The sequence below is a fragment of the Deltaproteobacteria bacterium HGW-Deltaproteobacteria-6 genome (assembly GCA_002840435.1).
Taxonomy (GTDB): Bacteria; Desulfobacterota; Syntrophia; order Syntrophales; family Smithellaceae; genus UBA8904.
On record PHAT01000001.1, the window covers coordinates 591094 to 610650 of the forward strand.

General features: G+C 47.8%; 18 protein-coding genes and 1 tRNA gene. 7 read left to right on the forward strand and 12 right to left on the reverse strand.

Going from position 1 to position 19557, the window contains the following annotated elements:
* Window positions 1-87: 87 nt before the first annotated feature.
* Window positions 88-2121, reverse strand: a complete 2034-nt coding sequence (locus CVU71_02675) for a hypothetical protein (protein PKN20706.1) — start codon at window positions 2119-2121, stop codon at window positions 88-90.
* A gap of 140 nt (window positions 2122-2261) precedes the next feature.
* Window positions 2262-2786 (reverse strand): hypothetical protein, encoded by a 525-nt coding sequence (locus CVU71_02680; GenBank protein ID PKN20707.1) that lies wholly within the window; start codon window positions 2784-2786, stop codon window positions 2262-2264.
* A gap of 115 nt (window positions 2787-2901) precedes the next feature.
* Here CVU71_02680 and CVU71_02685 point away from each other — a divergent pair, with 115 nt between their 5' ends.
* Both CVU71_02685 and rpmB read left to right on the forward strand, forming a co-directional pair.
* The gene (locus tag CVU71_02685; GenBank protein PKN20708.1) at window positions 2902-3093 is read left to right on the forward strand and encodes a hypothetical protein; all 192 of its coding nucleotides are present in this window, start codon (window positions 2902-2904) and stop codon (window positions 3091-3093) included.
* 48 nt (window positions 3094-3141) lie between these two features.
* Window positions 3142-3339 (forward strand): 50S ribosomal protein L28, encoded by a 198-nt coding sequence (gene rpmB / locus CVU71_02690; protein ID PKN20709.1) that lies wholly within the window; start codon window positions 3142-3144, stop codon window positions 3337-3339.
* Here rpmB and CVU71_02695 read toward each other — a convergent pair.
* Window positions 3336-4124: a hypothetical protein gene (locus tag CVU71_02695; GenBank protein PKN20710.1), complete on the reverse strand. Its 789-nt coding sequence runs from the start codon at window positions 4122-4124 to the stop codon at window positions 3336-3338. The genes rpmB and CVU71_02695 overlap by 4 nt on opposite strands.
* Window positions 4118-4351, reverse strand: a complete 234-nt coding sequence (locus CVU71_02700; GenBank protein PKN20711.1) for a hypothetical protein — start codon at window positions 4349-4351, stop codon at window positions 4118-4120. The genes CVU71_02695 and CVU71_02700 overlap by 7 nt, the downstream gene beginning before the upstream one ends.
* A gap of 168 nt (window positions 4352-4519) precedes the next feature.
* Here CVU71_02700 and recJ point away from each other — a divergent pair, with 168 nt between their 5' ends.
* A complete protein-coding gene (gene recJ / locus CVU71_02705) occupies window positions 4520-6295 on the forward strand; it encodes a single-stranded-DNA-specific exonuclease RecJ (GenBank protein PKN20712.1) in 1776 nt (591 codons plus the stop codon).
* 10 nt (window positions 6296-6305) lie between these two features.
* Window positions 6306-6692, forward strand: coding sequence for a hypothetical protein (locus tag CVU71_02710; GenBank protein PKN20713.1), 387 nt, complete (start codon window positions 6306-6308; stop codon window positions 6690-6692).
* Here the strand turns inward: CVU71_02710 and CVU71_02715 are convergent.
* The 8 genes from CVU71_02715 to gltA all read right to left on the reverse strand — a co-directional run bounded on the left by CVU71_02715 (window position 6649) and on the right by gltA (window position 16400).
* A complete protein-coding gene (locus tag CVU71_02715) occupies window positions 6649-7950 on the reverse strand; it encodes an AMP-binding protein (protein PKN20714.1) in 1302 nt (433 codons plus the stop codon). The genes CVU71_02710 and CVU71_02715 overlap by 44 nt on opposite strands.
* A complete protein-coding gene (locus CVU71_02720; protein ID PKN20715.1) occupies window positions 7913-8713 on the reverse strand; it encodes an ABC transporter ATP-binding protein in 801 nt (266 codons plus the stop codon). Before CVU71_02720 ends, CVU71_02715 begins: the two co-directional genes overlap by 38 nt.
* Before the next feature lie 89 nt (window positions 8714-8802).
* On the reverse strand, window positions 8803-9873 hold the full coding sequence (locus tag CVU71_02725; protein ID PKN20716.1) for a branched-chain amino acid ABC transporter permease: 1071 nt from the start codon (window positions 9871-9873) through the stop codon (window positions 8803-8805).
* A 6-nt stretch (window positions 9874-9879) separates the two neighbouring features.
* The gene (locus tag CVU71_02730; GenBank protein PKN20717.1) at window positions 9880-10758 is read right to left on the reverse strand and encodes a branched-chain amino acid ABC transporter permease; all 879 of its coding nucleotides are present in this window, start codon (window positions 10756-10758) and stop codon (window positions 9880-9882) included.
* Window positions 10759-10769: 11 nt separating this feature from the next.
* Window positions 10770-12698, reverse strand: a complete 1929-nt coding sequence (locus CVU71_02735; GenBank protein ID PKN20718.1) for a long-chain fatty acid--CoA ligase — start codon at window positions 12696-12698, stop codon at window positions 10770-10772.
* 15 nt (window positions 12699-12713) lie between these two features.
* A complete protein-coding gene (locus CVU71_02740) occupies window positions 12714-13544 on the reverse strand; it encodes an ABC transporter ATP-binding protein (GenBank protein ID PKN20719.1) in 831 nt (276 codons plus the stop codon).
* An 81-nt stretch (window positions 13545-13625) separates the two neighbouring features.
* Complete coding sequence (locus tag CVU71_02745) at window positions 13626-14858, reverse strand: hypothetical protein (protein ID PKN20720.1); 1233 nt, start codon at window positions 14856-14858, stop codon at window positions 13626-13628.
* A gap of 255 nt (window positions 14859-15113) precedes the next feature.
* Entirely contained in the window at window positions 15114-16400 is a 1287-nt protein-coding gene (gene gltA / locus CVU71_02750; GenBank protein ID PKN20721.1) for a citrate (Si)-synthase, read from the reverse strand.
* A 517-nt stretch (window positions 16401-16917) separates the two neighbouring features.
* Here gltA and CVU71_02755 point away from each other — a divergent pair.
* The 3 genes from CVU71_02755 (at window position 16918) to CVU71_02765 (ending at window position 19545) form a co-directional block, all read left to right on the forward strand.
* Window positions 16918-17568, forward strand: a complete 651-nt coding sequence (locus CVU71_02755; GenBank protein ID PKN20722.1) for a hemolysin D — start codon at window positions 16918-16920, stop codon at window positions 17566-17568.
* Window positions 17569-17662: 94 nt separating this feature from the next.
* Window positions 17663-19372 (forward strand): hypothetical protein, encoded by a 1710-nt coding sequence (locus tag CVU71_02760; protein PKN20723.1) that lies wholly within the window; start codon window positions 17663-17665, stop codon window positions 19370-19372.
* Between the two features lie 96 nt (window positions 19373-19468).
* Window positions 19469-19545, forward strand: a tRNA-Met gene (locus CVU71_02765).
* Window positions 19546-19557 lie beyond the last annotated feature (12 nt).

Genomic DNA, 19557 nt, shown 5'->3' on the forward strand with positions numbered 1-19557 from the left:
AGGAACAGAACGGTCGTGAGCACAGCGGGGTTCACCGCTAATGCGCCTGGTTGTGGATAATCATAAGGTCTTCAGACAGCAGGCCGCTCAGGATTTCGGTTTGACCGCTATCATGATCATTCTCCGGGAGGTTTCTTCAAAAGGCGTCAACTCCTCGCCGTACACCTGTTCGAGGCGTAACCCGGCCAGCTGCATGAGCAATCTGTACTGGGCTATGGAATACATGCGTACGCCGGATTTGACCTCGCATTCTCCGTCTGGGCCGGTAACCGTCAGATGCGTTATCAGCCGCTCCGTCACCTCATCCCAAAGCACACTACTCTGCTTGCCGGTTTCAGCTTCCTGCCTGCGTACAAGATTGCCCAGAATGCCTTTGCGGTTTGGCGCTTCAATCAGCAGCCGGCCGCCGGGACGCAGGGCATCCGCGAAATGCAAAAGCACCTGAAAATCGTCTTCTATGCCGAAATAGCCGAAGCTGTTGAACCAGCTTACTATGGCGTCAAAGGTGTTTTTGTCGGAAAGGCAGCGCATGTCGCCGATGCGAAGCTCAGCGGAAATTTTGGCCTCTGCGAACCGCTCACCGGCACGGGCGATGAACCTGGGATTCAGATCCACGCCGGTTACGATGGCGCCTTGCCTGGCCAGATGCAACCCGATACGGGAATCGCCGCAGGGGCAATCCAGCACACGCTCTCCGGCCGAAAGTCCAAGCGCACGCCAGATGACGTCCGCATCCCGTTGCGACTCGGCTTCCGGCTTAAGCCAGCATTCGTCCGGCACATGGGCGAACCAGTCATCCTGACTTTCGAGGGATGCATCGCCCGGGCTCATCTCGAATAGTTCGTTTTGCGCCTCGATCTCCAGTTCCCGCAGGATGGCCCAGTCCGCATCAACCACAGCCTGCTCCTGATGATAGAGACAAACATAGGCCGGACTGGTGAGCAGGTCCACGGTACGCGGCACATGACCCTTGGAAAACGCACCGATGAAATTGCCATAGCGTGCAGACGGGAGGCGCGCGGCCAGGGCAATAGCTGGAATAGCCTGGATGGCCCCTTCCTGAGTGGATATGAGGGTTTTCATGCACATGGCGTGGGTTGGCCGGTACTCTTTCCCGGCATTAACAGCAAAGGCCTCGACATCCACATAGCTGTCCACGGCCCATTGGACCTGGGTATGGCCCACGGATTCCCGGATCAGATCCTGCGGGAACGCCCCGCCCATGGGGCGTGCACCGGACTCGATAAGCACCGGTCCTTGATCGGTGAGCATGATTTCGGTGTGGGCCGGACCGATCCGGATGCCCAGGGCATCCACCACCTGGAAAGCGTAGCCGATCATCGCACGGCTTTTCTGATCCAGAGTGCGCACAAGTTGGGTCCGGTCATACAGGGGCGCGCCGCCTGGCGTGGGAATCTTTTCATATGCCCACAGATCGGACAGGATATGCCTGCCATCCCGGGACACGGTGTTGACCGCAAATTCGCGCCCCTTTGCGCATTGTTGGACAAGCACCAGGGCATTTTGATCCCCGAACTGGGTAAATGTGCCCAGAAGTGCTGTAAAGGCTTCCCTGAGTTCGAAGGCAGAGCGGCAGAAACGCACCCCTTCGGTGGCGGCGCTGCGAAGCGGCTTGACCACAACCGGCCAGGAATCCAAGCCTGCGGCAAATGCAAGCGCCTCATCAATGCTGGCAGTGGCCAGTGAAGCCAGGAACGGCAGACCGGCTTTAGCCAGGGTGTCGTGCATGGCCAGCTTGTCGCGCCGGATATGGCTTGTGTCGGAATCGTTGCCGGGCAACCCCAGGCGCAGGGCCAGCAGGTCAGCCATTTCAACGCCCATCTCGCAGCCGGGCATGACGCAGCAAGGGGCTATGGCAGCCAGGCTGGCAATCAGTTCGTCGATGTCGTTCCAGCCCTGAAACATGGCGTCGTAATCGTGGCGCATCTGATCGAGCGCCCCGGTCACGTAAACCTCCAGCCCCGGTGAGTTTTTTTCCAGCCCGGACGAGACATGAACAGGCCGTAGTCCTTTTTCTCTTATGGCTTTTGGATAGAACTGGCCGGTCGAATAGCCATCGACGACAAGGGCAACGCTAAAGGGCGCAATGTTTTGATCCATGATGATACTCCTATTTTTCAAGATCCTGCGGGCTCACGTGATTGCAGAGACAGCCGTTCCAATGCGGCGACACACTCCGAATCCCACTTTGTGCCGGCTGTTGTTCACCGGGAGCGTGAGCGATCCGGTGGAGCGACGGGTTATGCGCCCATTTCTTTATTATTCTTTCTTACAGAAACCACCAAATCATTTGGCAAAGGCCAAAGTACAATTTCTATAAAAGGAGCAATAGAATCAAAAAAGCTCTCATATCTTTTAGCAAAATCTCGCCAATAATCTTCATTCATATAAATAGTTTCATACTCATTCATATAAACAGATAAAATCAGTTGATAGTTGAGATCGTAACCCTTTTTGGCTTTTTCTATTTTCTCCCTTATTCTATCTAAAATCCGACTTTCATAGGTATCTGTGTTTTGTTGATTTTCTAGTATATATTCAGATTTATCGCTCATATGCTTATCTGGAACGCTTCTCTCATTAAGATACTCTGATGTAAGTTCAATTCCAAACTCTTCACCTGTTAATTCATCTTTGACAATTCTATCTGGTTTTTCTCTTTCATTAATGACTATGAAATGTCTTCCATGCTTCAATTTTTTATAAGAATCGATAAATCCTTTAATTTCAAAATTTTCACAATCCTTTTTATTTGGCCAATTCATAATAATTCACCGCATAACAATTAAATATACTTGGTGGGTATTTTCCGAAATTTGTTGGAATCTTACCCTATTTAACAAGAAATGCAAATTCAAACTCACCATGATATCAAGGATAATGAAATTCGGGTACATGGCATTTCATGGTAATAAGGACAAAGAGAACTTCGTAATTTATAGTAATTTGGCTAATGTTTTTATTATAAGAAATGAATTCAATTGTAGGGAACAGTCGCGACTGTTCCCTACAAACATTTTGAGTATCATGCAAAATAGTTTCGCGATATTGCAAAAAATGCTTGCAAAATAACCTATTATAGCTTAGTAACGACGCACATTTTCAAGAAGGAGTTTTATTATGTCTCGTATTTGTGAAGTATGTGGAAAAAAGCCGGCGGTCGGCAATAATGTCAGTCACGCCAATAACAAGAGCAAGACCGTTTGGCGTCCGAATCTCCAGAAGTTACGCTGTGTTGATGAAAAAACGGGAGCCGTGAAAAGAGTTAAAGCGTGTACGCGTTGCATCCGTTCCGGTTTTGTTAAAAAAGCAAGCTAATCCGTTGGAAGCCAACCGATTTTTCTGATGGCCGCGGCAGTCTGTTGAAGAAAATCTTCATTTTCAATGGAATCAAGGGCATCCTGAAACAAGGTTTGAATCGCATCAGCAAATATTGCATTATCATTTTTGAGGCCGAATTTGCCCGTAAAAAGACGAATTCGGCCTTCGATATTCATGATCTTGTCCATTCTTTCTTTGGTAAGATATAGTGCCGCATTTTTCAGCACGTCCTGAACGGCACTTTTTTCAATACCGTAAAGCCAGCCAATTTCTCCGCAAAATTCATTTCCTCTTCTGTCCAGCGTAAAATGAATCGCCTCTTCCAAAAGATCAATCGACCGGTCGGCGTGAATGCGCGACAAAATCACCAGGTCATAAATCATCTCAATGATTAAATGGGAACGGTATGCCGCTTCGTTATAGGAAATGTCGCGGTCAATGATTTTATGTAATTCCATGATGGAACCGATAAGATGCTTTCCTTTCAGGTATGTATAGCCCGCGGAATGAGGATCAAATCCTTCCTGACAGGTCAGCGAAATGTTCCCGTAATGCGCCAGATCGTCCACCAGCAGATGAAACATGATATACGCGGTTCGTTTATGATCCGGAGGAACTTCGATCAAACGGTTAATGGAATGCGTTTGATTGGAATTGATGTCGGGATGGATGGTCAGCAAGTCGGGGGCAATGTTATAAATGTAGATGTCCGGATCGCTGTTTTTGATGTCGGAAGCGTCCATGATTTGCTGCAATAAATAGGTATGGGTTAACATCAACATAAAGACACCTGATGACGGCAGGACGGTATTTCTTCCATCAAAAAACGGCCTTTGAGATCGTCCAGAATACCTTCCATCTCCTCAAGAAAATCCGGCATGATTAATACTTGAATAATGGCTTCTTTAGGATCGATTGTGGAGACAGTGGCCAACCCTTCGTATCCTTCGATAATAAACTGGACAAGGGTGATATCGCTTGTCTTTAATTTAAACCATTTCGTAATCATATCTTATGTGCGGACTACCATTTATTTTTTTAAAGATCAAGAAACTAAGACTGCGCAGTTATTACCGTCAAAGGATAAACACCGCGATTTAACAGTGAAATGTATAAATAAATTCAAATTATTATTCAGGATAACCAATGAAGGCTTGACATAAGATCTGTCACTGATATGATAGCCGCAAAATTACAATTCAAAGAAGAAAACATGCTCGAAGAAGGACACCTGCCGGTAACACAATGGAAGCTTAAAGATTCCGGCAATAATAATATAGTAGAATCGCTGGCGAAGGAATTTGGCATCCCCCGGATCATTTCTCAATTGATATTAAACCGGCATGTTGACAGCCTGGAAGATGCTTACCAATATCTTCATCCTTCACTCAATGATCTGCACAGCCCTTTTCTGATGCAGGACATGAAGAAAGGCGTGACCAGACTGATCAACGCCATTTATGCCGGCGAAGAAATTGTTATCTACGGCGACTACGATGCTGACGGCATCACCTCGGTCGTTATTCTTTATAAATTTATCAAAGAACTGACCTCGCATGTATCCTATTATATTCCGGACAGGGTGCTGGAAGGTTACGGCCTGAAAAATCCGGTCATCGACCAATTCAAAAGCAAAAACGTCAAACTGATTATTACGGTGGATTGCGGTGTTTCCGATGTCGAACAAATCGCTTACGCGAAGTCCATCGGCATCGACACGATTGTGCTGGACCATCATGAAATATCCGATCAGCTTCCAGTAGCGGTCGCCTGCATAAATCCGAACCGATCCGATTGCTTATTTCCCTTTAAACATCTGGCCGGCGTCGGGATTGCCTTCTATTTTCTCATCGCTCTGCGGGGGACTTTGCGTAAAGAAGGCTTCTGGAAAGATGGAAAATATCCCAACCTGAAAGAATATCTGGACGTTGTAGCCTTGGGAACAATCGGCGATATCGCTCCGCTCGCCCGCGAAAACCGGATATTTGCTAAAATTGGTTTGGAACTGGTCACTGAAGGCAAACGCCCCGGTATCAAGGCCCTCAAAGAAGTCAGTGGTATTGATGGGCAGATCATCGATTCCTTTAAGGCCTCTTTCTGCCTGATACCCCGTATTAATGCGGCAGGAAGAATTGCTTCTCCGCTGGATGCGGTTGAACTGCTCCTGGCGGAGAATATGGCTGAGGCCCGTCCGCTTGCCGAGAAGCTTGATTTGCATAACCGGCGGCGCCAGGCCATGGAAAAAGATATCCTCAAAGACATTCTCGGACAGTTGGGAACAAACCCCGATCTGGAAAATATGAACGCTTTGGTTTTTTCTTCCGAAAAATGGCATCCCGGCGTCGTGGGCATTGTGGCCTCACGCCTGGTGGATCTATACAGCCGTCCGACTTTTGTCATCAGCATTAAAAACGGCGTAGGTAAAGGGTCCGGCCGCAGCGTTTCTGATTTTAATATTCATAAGGGCTTGCAGCAGTGCGCGCCGCTGTTGTTGTCTTTCGGCGGCCACTATCGGGCAGCGGGAATTTCCATTAAAGAGGATGATATTGACGAATTTGCCTGCATGCTGGATGAAATTATCCGGAATACCGTTCAAGCCTCGGAAATGGTTTCTCATACTTTTATTGACGCGGAATGCGATCTTCAGGATATCAACATCGATCTGATCAGTCAGATGACAAAACTTGCGCCCTTCGGCTGTGAGAATCCCGAACCGATCCTTTGCGCCCGCAACATCAAGGCATTGTCACCTGTCATTGTCGGCAACAACCACCTTAAAATGCGCCTGACGTCAAACGGAGCATCATTGAATGCCATCTGGTTCGGCATGGGCAAACATCTGGGCGCCATTAACGGAGCAAATCTGGATGTTGTATTTTCCCCTCAGATTAATTACTGGAACGGTTCATCCGATGTTCAGCTGAAAATTAAGGACGCTGCCGTTCTGTCTTAAAGGATCCGGCATGGATAAAGCGAAAAATGCAGCCCTGTTGAGCGCTCTTCTTTTTCCCGGATGGGGACAGTTTTACCTGAAACAATATAAAAGAGGATTGGTTTTCATCGTGCCCGTAATGGCAGGCCTTCTGGCTCTGGTCTGGTCGATTGCTCAGGTTGCCGTTACGATCATTAAAGCTGCGCCTTTAAAAAAAGGAACCCTTCGACTGGCAGACATCATCCAGGTAACGGATGACGCTCTGAAGGCCGTCAACATTTTTTATTTTATCATGATACTGATTCTGATCGGCGCCTTCTGGATTATTTCGATTATTGACGCGTATCACATCGGCAAAAAAATGATGTCGGCCCCTACCACTGCCTCTGGTCAAGAATCAACTTCTGATCAGGCGTAATCAAGCCTGCTTCCACATATTGAATCTCATCAATTTTGACCGTGCAAATTTCCTTAAAGATCTTCTTAAAGTTATTATCCCAGATGGCCGAACCTGTTTCTTGATTTACCTTCTCTAGACGTAGCGTTAAAACATCCTCGTGACCTTTGCGGCTGACAATTGCCTGCAATGGCAGATTGTTGAATTTGGCTGAAATCATTTTGAGTTGACTCGGGGCGATAAACAACCCGCGGACTTTCACGGCATCCCCTACCCTGCCCGCAATACCGGCAAGCCGGTAGGCCGTTCGGCCGCAGGAGCATTTTTCGGTGATCAATCGCGATAAATCGCCTGTGCCGAAACGCAGCAGAAAGAAAATATCAATGAGGCGGGTTACGACGACTTCGCCTAATTCACCCGGCGCTACATTCTTTCCGGTTGTTGGATCGACAATTTCCACGATCGTTTCCTCGCAGATGTGCCAGCCGGATTTCCGTGAGCATTCATAAGCCACATCGCCTACCTCGGTTGCCCCATACATCTGATAGGTATCAATGCCGTATTCTTTTTCAAAGGCCTGTCGCAATGAAGGCAGCAGCGGCTCGGCGGCAAAGCAGGCTTTTTTTACCCGGAAATCTTTTTTGAAATTAAAACCCAGCTCCCGGGCTTTTGTGATGATGGACATCAGGAAGCTCGGTGTGCCGACGTAGGCAGTCACTTTCAAATCCTTGATCAGTTGGACCTGAACCTGCGATGAGGATGTGCCGGAAGGAACAACCGTCGCCCCGACTTTGCGCAATCCGTTGTGAAACGTCAGTCCGGCAGCGACAAGATGATAGGAAAAGGCATTAAGGGCAACGTCTTTGGGCCCGATACCCGCCGCGAAAAATGCTCTCGCCCACAGATAGTCCGTTTCGGAAAGATGCGGTTCATAAACCGGTCCCGGTGAGGTAAAAATGCGGTCGATGGATATTGAAGGATTTTCCAGTCCCGCATAAGGCGGATGCTTCATCTCCATTTCCACCAGTTTTTCCCGAGATGTGACCGGTAAACTTTCCAGATCTTCCCGTGTTTTAATTTTTGCGGGATTGATTTTGTGCCTGTCGAGTATTTTTTTTAATGCGGTTGACTTTTTATATCCCAGTTTCAGCATGGCGGACAGCGCCTGATCCTGTGTTGCCTTGCGCTCTTTTATTGAGGAATTTTCTCTGACGTCGAAATATTTTTTCATAAGTCCCCCTTTACAGCCAGCGTTTGCGGCGGCGGTAGGCTTTAACATCCTTGTAGGATTTGGCAATGCCCGATGCCGCCATTCCCAGGTAAAATTCTTTAACGTCCGGATTGTCTGAAAGTTCTTTGGACGTTCCTTCCATGACGATCTTGCCATTTTCCATCACATAGCCGTAATGAGCGACCTGCAGCGCCATATTGGCGTTTTGTTCGACTAACACAATGGTTGTGGCGTGTTCTTCGTTGATCTTTTTGATGATGTGGAAGATCTCCTGAACGACCAGCGGCGCCAGTCCCAGCGACGGCTCATCCAGCATCAGCAGTTGCGGATGAGCCATTAACGCCCGGCCGATCACCAGCATCTGCAACTCTCCGCCGCTGCAATAACCGGCCAGCGCTTTTTTTCTTTTCACCAGCGCCGGGAAATAATGATAGACCATTTCCAGATCCTGCTTATAGGGCTTGCCCGGTCTTGTTGCCGTACCCACGCGCAGATTTTCTTCAATGGTCAGATATTTAAAAGGCTGGCGGCCTTCCAGCACCTGAATGATACCCTGGCGGGTAATAAATTCCGGCGCCTGGTTTTGAATGTTCACGCCGTTGCAAATGATATCGCCATCCGTCACTTCGCCGTTTTCCGGTTTCAGCAAACCGGAAATCGCCTTGAGCGTGGTGGTCTTCCCTGCGCCGTTGCTGCCCAGAAGCGACACAATATGCCCCCGTTCCACCGTCAGCGACACGCCTTTCAGCACCTGAATGACGTTGGAATAAACGACGGAAATGTTATTGAGTTGTAAAAGAATGTCTCCCATATGTTATCCTACCTAACCCCGCTATGCGGGATAAGTGCGTTAACGAAATTATTTTCTCCAATCATTTGCGGAAAATAATTTCTAACTTACTAATACGAAAACGGCCAGAGCCGGAAATTTGAACGCACAATCCGCCACAATTCAGCGAGCCCCTTCGGTTCCAGCAGAATGAACAGGACAATGGCCAGACCGAAAACAAACTCACGAAGCGGCGCCATATTCAACCCCATGCTGGTGATCACACCAACGTTCATCAGCGACCCCGTCGCGAATCGCAAAACCTCATTCAGAATGGTAATGAAGGTCGCGCCGAAAATTGCGCCGGGAATGTTGCCCATGCCGCCGATAATAACCATGGCGATAAACTCCACCGAAAGCCCCAGATTGAATGGTTCGGTGGTAATGCTGACCATGTAATAAGCCCAGAGGGCGCCGGCAAATCCGGCATAGAACGAGCTGATGGCAAACGACAGCAGTTTATACTTGAAAATGGGAATTCCCATTCCTTCCGCAGCGCGGTCATTGTCGCGGATGGCAATAAACGCCCGTCCGTACTTGCTGCGCATGATATTAACGGCAAACCAGGTCATCGAAACGAGGCAAACGAAAATCAAAAAGAAAAAAGCTTTATCGCCTGCAATATCCCAACCCAGAATACTGGGGCCGGGCAATGTAATGCCCATGGTTCCCTTGGTGAGGCTTTCCCACTGAATCAGCACATATTCAATAATGATTTGCCCGGCGAGCGTCGCAATCGTCAAATAAAGCCCTTTCAGCCGGCCGGATGGAATACCGAAGATCATACCGATCATGGCGGTAACCAGACCGGCTGCGGGAATGGACAGGTAAAACGGCACATCCAGACGCGTCGCCAGGATCGCCGCGGCATAAGCGCCAACGCCGAAGAACGCCCCATGCCCCAGAGAGATCTGCCCGGTGTAGCCAACGAGGATATTGAGGCCTATCGCGGCAATCGCCAGAATGCCGATGGTGTTTAAAATGTAAAGCAGATAAGAGCTTAAAAATAATGGCGCGAGTCCGAAAAGCAGAATCAGAAAGCCGCCCATGCAGCACCTGCCGAACCAGGTTTCGAAGATGGATAATTCCTCGGCGTAATTTTCGCGATAGTTACCGCAGGGATGAAAAGATAATTTTTTCATAAATATTTAAACTCTTTCAATCTCCACCAGACCGAACAGGCCATAGGGTTTAACCATCAAAATGAAGACCAGGACAATGTAAGGCACAACATCGCGAAGCGACGGCGAGAGGTAACCACCGGTAAAGGTCTCCAGAAGGCCGATAATGATCCCTCCGATGATCGCGCCGCCGATGCTGTCCAACCCGCCTAAAATGACCACCGGAAATACCTTCAGTCCGATGGCGCTTAAATCATGAACATTGACGCCGTTGATGATGCCCAGGACAATTCCGCTCATGCATGCCACCATGGCCGCAATGGCCCAGGATAGCGCAAAGACGCGCCGGACATGAACGCCCAGCGACAAAGCGGCCTTTTGATTATCGGCCACGGACCGCATAAAAATCCCCTGTGATGATTTTTTAAAAAACAATCCGAAGAGAATCAGAAAAATAACGCTGATGACCAGTGTGGCTGAATAAACCGGGGCGATGTAAATGGAACCTAAATGCAGTTCCAGTTCCGGAGGCAGAAATTCAGGATAGGTTTGCAGATTGCCGCCCCAGATCAGCAGGATGAGGCCTTTGAACATGGCGGACAGTCCCACGGTAAGCATAATGACAAAAATCAGTTTTTCACCGATAAGCGGCCTCAGAAAGAATTTTTCAATCAGGACGCCCAGGATAAAGCAGCCGGCCAGCGTAATTAAGAATGAAGCCGCAATCGGGAGTTTTCCCCAGGTAACAAGCGATAGAAAAAAGAAAGCGCCCAGCGCCAGCAACTCACCATGAGCAAAATTAAGAACGCTCGACGCTTTGAAGATCATGACAAATCCCATGGCGGATATGCCGTAAAGGAGTCCGACACAAACCCCGTTGACCAATAACTGTAGAAAAAATTCCATATTCTGATTCCTTAATCCACGCCGATAATGTTGATCGTCGTTTCGATTTCGCCGATCCGTCCGTCCCGATACCGGATTTTCCCCGTCACCGGAACATTCTTTATTCCGCCGTACATGGCCTCGATAATCTTGATATACAGTCCATAGACGAAACGCCGGCGCACCTTTCCGGTGCGTGTCAGTTCATCATCGTCTGCGTCCAGTAGTTTATAAAGCAAAACGAACTTTTTGATTTTCATCACGTCGGGCAACTGTTCATTCACCTGTCGGACTTCCTTTAAAATCAGCTCTTCCACGGCCTTTTGCTGCGATAAATCCATATACGTCGTATACGGGATCATCCTTTCTTCCGCCCAGTTGCCGACATTGCCCAGATCGATGTTGATCATGGCGGAAATATAGGGTCTTGCTTCGCCGAAGGTGACCGCTTCCTTGATATAAGGACTGAACTTGAGACGGGTTTCTATAAAATCCGGAGAGAAAGCCTCACCGCTTTTATTGCGGATGATGTCTTCTTTTCTGCCGATAATCAACAAGTGGCCGTCTTCATCAATGTAACCCGCGTCACCGGTTTTGAGCCAACCGTTTTCAAACGCTTCTTCCGTTGATTTGTAATCGTTATAATAGCCGGAAAAATTGGCTTCCGATTTCACCAGCACTTCCTGATCATCGGCCAGTTTCACTTCCGTGAGCGGCAGGGGCCTACCGACGGTTTCCAGTTTGACTTCGTCATCGGGCTGAATCTGAAAAATACCGCCGGATTCCGTGAGGCCATAGCACTGTTTTAAATTCAGGCCGATTGCGCGAAAAAAGCCAATCACGTCCGGGCTGATCGGATGGCCGCCGGTGAAGGCGCTGTGAAAATGCGAACAGCCCAGGCGGTCGAGCAAAGGATTATAAACAGCCACCGTTAGAAAGCGATACAGGAGTTTCGATGTCCAGGAAATATTTTGCTTGTGTAATTTTTTTTCAACAACCGATCGACCGACGCTTTCCCCAAAATAAAACAGCTTTCTTTTAATCCAACTGGCATCCGATATCTTGACGCGGATGCGAGAGGCCATATCCTCCCAGAACCGCGAAGACGTTATGAGCATGGAAGGGCCAATGTCTCTGAAATCGTCCAGCACCGTTTCAGCCGTCTCCGGAAAGTTCATGGTCATCGCAGTGCCGAGGGCCACGCCCATCCCCCACATCTGATCGACGATCCACGCCGGCGGCGACATGGAGATCCAGTTTTCTTCCGGTTGAATGTTCGTGGCTTCCACCCACTGCGTCGCCATCGTTGTCAGATTGCGGTGGGACAGCATGGCCATTTTCGGGACACCGGTGGTGCCCGATGTCTGGATCATCACCGCAATATCCTGCGCCCGTCCTTTGCCGATTTCCTCTTCAACATAACCCGGATGACCGGCCATGAATTTTTCACCGATCTCCAGCAGACCGGCATAGCTGATCAGCCAGGGATCATTTTCATAAGCCGTCATGCCGGTGGGATCAATATAAACAACTTTTTGCACGTTAGGCAGTTTATCTTTTACTTCGATAAGTTTATCGACCTGCTCCTGATCCTGTACCACCACCAGAGGAGAATGAATGCGCCCGATGGAAAAAGCCAGTTCATCGGCAATGGATGACGTGAATAAATTGAGGGAGGTCGCACCCAGAGCATGCGTAGCCAGTTCGGTAAACAGCCATTCGGGGGCATTGTTGACAATCATGCAGAGATTTTCGCCCCGTTTCATGTTCAGGGCGGCAAAACCCGCGGCGGTTTTCTTGACGTAGTTGAAGTAATCATTCCAGGTATATCTTTGCCAGATACCGTAAGCCTTTTCACGGATCGCCGTTTTCGCGTCACCGTAATGAGCGGCATTTTGAGCCAGCAGCTGCGGCAGTGTTAAATTCCGCAAATTGCGGCTATTTGATTTGTCCTTATCCAACTCTTCAAGCCCTTATCATTCTAGTGCCTGCGCATCTCCCAGATACGCTTTTATCACTTCGGGATTGGCGCTGATTTCTTCCGGATTGCCTTCGCCCAGTTTTTCACCGAAATTCAAAACCATGATCCGCTGGGAAATACTCATGACGATGGACATATCATGTTCAACGAGAATCATCGTGAGTCCCCATCTGCCGTTTAGTTCCAGCAGAAATCTGACCATGTCCTCTTTTTCTTCCAGATTCATGCCCGCGAAAGGTTCATCCAGAATCAGCAAACGGGGTTCGAGAGCCAGTGCCCTGCCCAGTTCTACTCTTTTCATCATGCCGTAAGGCAGAGAACCAACGGTTTGTTTGCGAATGGATTGCATTTCGAGAAAATCAATTATCTCTTCCAGAATCTGACGATGCCTTATTTCTTCTCTCCGGACTTGCGGTGAAAAAAGGCATGAGCGTAAAAAACTGTAATGGCAATGGATATGACGCGCCAACGTCATATTGGCCAGGACGGTCATGCCGGGAAACAACTCGATGTTTTGGAAAGTTCTGCCGATACCGACGCCGACCAGCTGGTGCGTATGCAGATGCGTAATGTCCTGGCCGTTGAAAATAATCTGCCCCTGCTGCGGATGATAGAATCCGGTAACGCAATTGAGCAGACTGGTTTTGCCTGCGCCGTTAGGCCCTATGACCGCCATCAGTTCGCCGGTATGGACAGTCAGATCCACATCTTTAACCGCCACAACACCGCCAAAACTTAAACGTAAGTTCCGGATCTCCAATTCGGCTTTTTTGTCTTCTTGGGGCCGGTTGATCATGATGGAAGGCCGGCTGCGGAATGCTTTCATGAATCCCTCTGTGCAGACAAAAACACTGCGCTCAAATACCCCGGGGATGCCGGATCATCCGGCCCCCCGGGTTTAATTTCATTATTTATTGATCAGTTTAATCTTATCTTTCCCGGGAATATAAAAATTCGTCAGGGGTGTATAAGTTCCGTCTTCTTTTACTTTCACCATGCGCGCGGTAAATGACGCCTCATGATTGTCTTTGCTAAATGACACCGCCGGGACCAGGCCGCCAAAATCCTCTTTCTTCATGGATTCCAGTGCGGCATTGATCGTGGCCGGGTTGATGACTTTGGACTTTTCGCTGGCGCGGATGAAGGCTCTCTCCATTATCATCCCGACTACGACGCCTTCCCAGTAAGCCGCATCAAACGAATCCACTGTTTTGTATCGTTTCCACAGATCTCTCATAATGTCCATTCCCTTGGATTTATCCGATGGCAAACCGCCCGGAAACTGCATCACCAGACGGTCGCGGATCAGACCCTTGCCCATTTTGAAGAAGTCCGGATCGGTGGATGTCCAGGTTCCGAGAAAGACAGGATTGTATTTGATACGATCGGCACTCTTAAAAGCGGTAATGATGGCCGAAGGCAGCATCTGAATGAAAATGTACTCCGCGCCGGCTTTCTGCAGACGCAAAAGTTCCGTATTGAGATCAACCGTACGCGGCGGAAATTCTTCAATAGCAACCAGACGAATTCCCAACTGCTTCGCATATTCCCTGCTGGGAGCATGAATCGAACGTCCATAAGCATTGTTGTAGGTTAACAGGCCGACCTTGGGGGCTTCCTTGCCTTTATGAATGGCCTTGATGTATTCCAGAACGGCATGACAGTCCAGTTTGTAGCTCCCGAAGGGCAGATACATATAATGAACCGGTTTTTCGAGAATTTCCCAGCTGGTCGAATAGTTAATCGTCGGTACTTTGTACTCCTGAATGATGGGTTTTGCGGCAAGTCCCTCGCCTGCACCCCAGGTGGCGATCATATCCACTTTATCCTGCATGACAAATTTGCGAACGGCCGCCTGAGCTTCCGGCACTTTATAAGCAGTGTCAATGGTAATCATTTCGATTTTCTGGCCGGCAACGCCGCCCTTTGTTTCATTGACATAACGGAAATAGTCGCGCTGGCCTTTTTCATGAAATTTCCCCCAGCTTGACGCCGGACCGGTCAGGTTGATTGCCGCACCGACCTTGATCGGTTTTTTGTCGGCGGCAGCGGTGCCAACGGTCATTAACACAAAAACTGAAATTGCCAGCAATATTCTGATCCATCTCTTCATTTTTTTCATTCCCCCTTTATTTTTCATCACCTTTTCCCGGCAAAAAAAAACCGTGGGCAAATTCTCATCTGCCCACGGTTCATTCCCTTTTGCGATCGGTCATGATACTTTCAGGCAGACCTTGAAGCCGCTAAAGCTAAAAAAGTAAAAGTAAAAGCTGACTGCCTGGGTAAATAAATATTGTTTTAACATACCTTGAAACACCTCATATGCCGCGTGTATAGGCAAATGACTGATAAAAGTCAAGAAAAAAGTTATATTTCGAAAGATGAGTATCCCGTTCTAGCGTTCTTCCATCGGAACATAATGCCTTAAATTACTTCCGGTGTAGATTTGTCTCGGACGGCCGAGTTTTAACGGAATGGAATCGTGCATCTCCTTCCACTGCGCGATCATACCCGGCAATCTCCCGATGGCAAACATGACGGTGAACATATTCGTCGGAATACCGATCATCCGGTAGAGAATACCGCTGTAAAAATCCACGTTGGGATAGAGTTTCCGCTCGATAAAAAAGTCGTCCTTCAAAACCGCTTCTTCTAGCTCCATGGCGATGTCGACAAGGGGATCATCATAGTTATATTTTTTAAAAATCTTTTCACAATACTGTTTCAGAATCTTGGCGCGCGGATCATAATTCTTGTAAACACGATGTCCAAAACCGAAAAGCCTGAACTTACTGTCTTTACTCTTGGCCGAGTCGATGCATTGCTGGATGGTCACATTGTCTTTCTTGATGTTTTCCAGCATCTCGATGACTTTTTGATTTGCGCCACCGTGCAATGGACCCCAGAGCGCGCAGATCCCCGCGCAGATTGAGGCGTAAAGGTTGGACATGCTGCTGCCGACCAGCCTTACAGCGGATGTGGAGCAATTCTGTTCATGATCGGCATGCAGAATCAATAATGTGGAAAGCGCTTTTTCAACATCCGGGTCCGGCGTATAAGGATTCACCGGAGAGTCGAACATCATGTAAAGAAAATTCGCCGCATATTTCAAATCGCGTTTTGGATAAACATGCGGGTGGCCGATACTGTGTTTGTAGGAATAGGCGGCAATTGTGCGGATTCTGGAGATCAGGGACGCAGCCATCAGATCGAAGGTGTCCGCCTGAAAATCTTCCGTAAAGTAATCCGTATAATAAACGGACATGGAGTTGACCATTGTTGCCAGAATCGCCATGGGATGGGCGGTCGGCGGAAACCCGTCAAAGAATCTCAGCATCTCTTCATGAATCATCGAATTCTGTGTCAGGTGCTGAGAAAAAAGCTGCTGCTGAGACTGATCGGGAAGATCGCCGTAAATCAGCAGATAGGCCACTTCGGAAAAACTGGCCTTTTCGGCAAGTTCCTCGATAGGGATGCCGCGATATCTCAAGATACCCTTGTCGCCGTCGATAAATGTGATGGAAGACATGCAGGACCCCGTGTTTTGATAGCCGAGATCCAGTGTAATCAAACCGGTTTCCTGACGCAGCCTGGAGATGTCAACGCCCTTCTCCCCTTCCGTGCCCTCTACAACTTCCATTTCATGAGTTACGCCTTGATAGGTTAACTTTGCTTTTTTCATTTTTAATAGTCTCCTGACATAAAATCCATTCATTAATATCCACCGTCTGCATTACACGTCATTTCGTTGAAATAAGTGTGATAATGAGATTTCACTTCTCCGTGATAGCCAGTGGATTGGTTTATAGAATCAACTTATTTCGTAATATATACATTAAAGGGAAAAAGTCTGTCAATATCTTATAATGGATCACCGTGGAAAGATGGTTTCTGTATGTAACAAACGGGCAAATGCCGGGATTTAAAGAAACAATCGCTTATTGGATATTATTCAAATAGTCAGGCATGAGCGATGGTTATCGACACTCGCCTTGAGAAAATAATCAAATCGGGAGGAAATCAGTGATCTCCCTCTTGAATGAGAAAGCGATCAGTATAATGAGCGAATTGAATGGCCCAAACCGATTAAAAAAGGGAAACGGCCGGTTCCGGCGAGTCCGCCTGATCTTGTCTTGAGGAATTGATTGACAAACAGGACCGGCCCGCATACTCTACGATTACAGAAAGAGGTAAATGTTATGGTTGCCGCTCAGGATGCTTCATATCATTATTTAGAAGAATTATTGAACAGCATTACCCATGGCGCCGGCGCTTTGTTAAGCGTTGCCGCTTTGATTTTGCTGATTGTTTATTCCAGTATTCACGGCACCGCCAGCCACGTCGTGAGTTTTACGATTTTCGGCGTTACGCTGATTTTGTTATATTCGGCATCCACTTTATATCACAGCATCCGGAAGCCGCAGGCAAAAAACATCCTTAAAATCATTGATCATTCCTGTATCTATCTTTTAATAGCCGGCACTTACACCCCTTTCCTGATGGTTACACTGCGTGGCGTTCTGGGATGGTCGATGTTCGCCGCGATCTGGTTGATGGCAGTTGCCGGTGTGCTTTTCAAAATATTCTTTGTGCATCGCTTTAAAATCATCTCTACAGCCGCCTATCTCCTCATGGGCTGGATTATCATTTTTGTCATTAAGCCGTTGATTGATTCGCTTCCGCCGGGAGGCATTATTCTGCTTTTGGCAGGCGGACTATCCTATTCTCTGGGTGTCATTTTTTATGCCTGGGAAAAGCTGCCTTTCAATCACGCGATCTGGCATCTGTTTGTCCTCGCCGGCAGTATCTGTCACTTTTTCTCCATCATTTTTTACGTCCTTCCTCTGTAATTGTTAAGGAATAAAAACAGCCTTGAATTATCATTTTTTAAATGCTAGAAGCAGGCTTGTTTCAATAATAACAAGCTGAAACGGGGAGATCAATATGAAAAAAACTATTTCGGTTATTCTGTGTCTGGCAGCTCTCCTGTTGGTTGTTGCAACAGTCTGGGCCAAGGATAAATATACAGTAACGGTTTTGCCGTTTTCACTGCACAGTGCAGAAAACATTGAATATGTCCGTCAGGGAATCGGCGACATGCTGACAAGCCGGATCGCAGTTCCTGATAAAATTGAAGTGACAAGCAAAGACGTTGTTCAGAATATCGTGAGCAAAACAGGAGCAAAGGAACTGAAACCTGCCGATGTTCAAAAAATCGGCCAGCAATTAAAAGCCGATTATGTCGTCTGGGGCAGTATTACAAAAATCGGCAGCAGTATCAGTATTGACGGAAAACTTATCGATATTACGGGCGGAAAATCGGATGTCGGCATTTTCTCCCAATCACAAACCCTTGATGAAGTCATTCCGAAAATCAATAATTTTTCACAACGGATCGTCCAGCACATTCTTGGAACAACACCCCAGGCGGAGCCGGCGCCATCCGTCGCACCCGCGGCGGTTCGACCTCCCGTTCCCGGAGCATCGCGTGAAGCGCAAATCATTGCGGGAATGAAGGCTGGCAGCAAAAAGGGCACCCTGACCTCCATGATCAATCCGGAATACATCAACACAGCCGATCCCATCAACCGGCGAGGCTTCTGGATGAGTCAGCAGTTCAAAACGGAATTTAAAGGGATGGACGTAGGCGACGTCAACCGCGACGGATTGAACGAAGTCGTCGTTATTGACAGCCACAATGTGTATATATACCAGAAGACCAAGGATAATTTAAAATTACTCAAGCAAATAAAGGGAAAATCGTACCATAATTACATATCCGTGGATATAGCAGACATCAACAAGGACGGCACTCCGGAAATTATTGTCACATCCTTAATGGAGAAAACACTCAATTCTTTCGTCCTGCAATACCAGGACGGCGACTATAAGATGATTGCTTCAGGCATCGAGTATTTTATGCGTATGATCGATACCCCGTCGGGCATTCCGATCCTTCTGGGACAGACTTTTGGCACGGGAGAGAAGATCTTTGATACGCCGATTTATGAAATGGTATGGAAGAACGGGACCTATGATGCCGGCGATAGAATGAAAATACCTCAGGGCTTATCCATTTATGGTTTGACAATGGATACAATTGGTTCGGGGACCAGTGAAAAAATTATTGCCCTGGATGAACTGGACTACTTATTAGTTATTACACCAACCAATAAATCGTTGAGCCGGCTTTTAACTTTTGGTTTTACTCCCGAAGAATTGATCTGGAGAAGCGATGATGTTTATGGCGGCAGCAATAACTATATCTCCAACTTTGACAAGGATAGATCCACCAGCAGCGAGTCCGTTCAGAAAGATAACGCATTTGCCAATTTGCGTATTCTGTCGTTCGATACCAACAAAGACGGCAGGAAGGAACTGATTATTGTTAAAAACCTGTCGTCTTCAGGCCGAATTTTTAAAAACTTGAAACTTTTCACATCCAGTGAAATATACAATCTGGAGTGGGATGGCCTCGGAATGATGGAAAACTGGCGTACAAAAAAAATTAATGGCTATGTCGCCGACTACTGTTTCAAAGATATCAACAACAACGGTAAACCTTCCATTGTCCTGGCCCTGGTCCAATCCGTCGGAGGGACGCTCAGTGAACGAAGTGTCATCGTTGTTTATGAATTGGCGATGCCTCAATAGTTATTGACAAACGCTCTACTCTTAGATATAGCGTCCGGGCGACTTCGTAAGCACATGCTTGCCAATATCGCCTGAAAGCCAGACAAATTGATCAGAGGCGGTGTAGCTCAGCTGGTCAGAGCATACGGCTCATATCCGTAGTGTCCCCTGTTCAAATCAGGGCACCGCCACCATTTCACAATTCA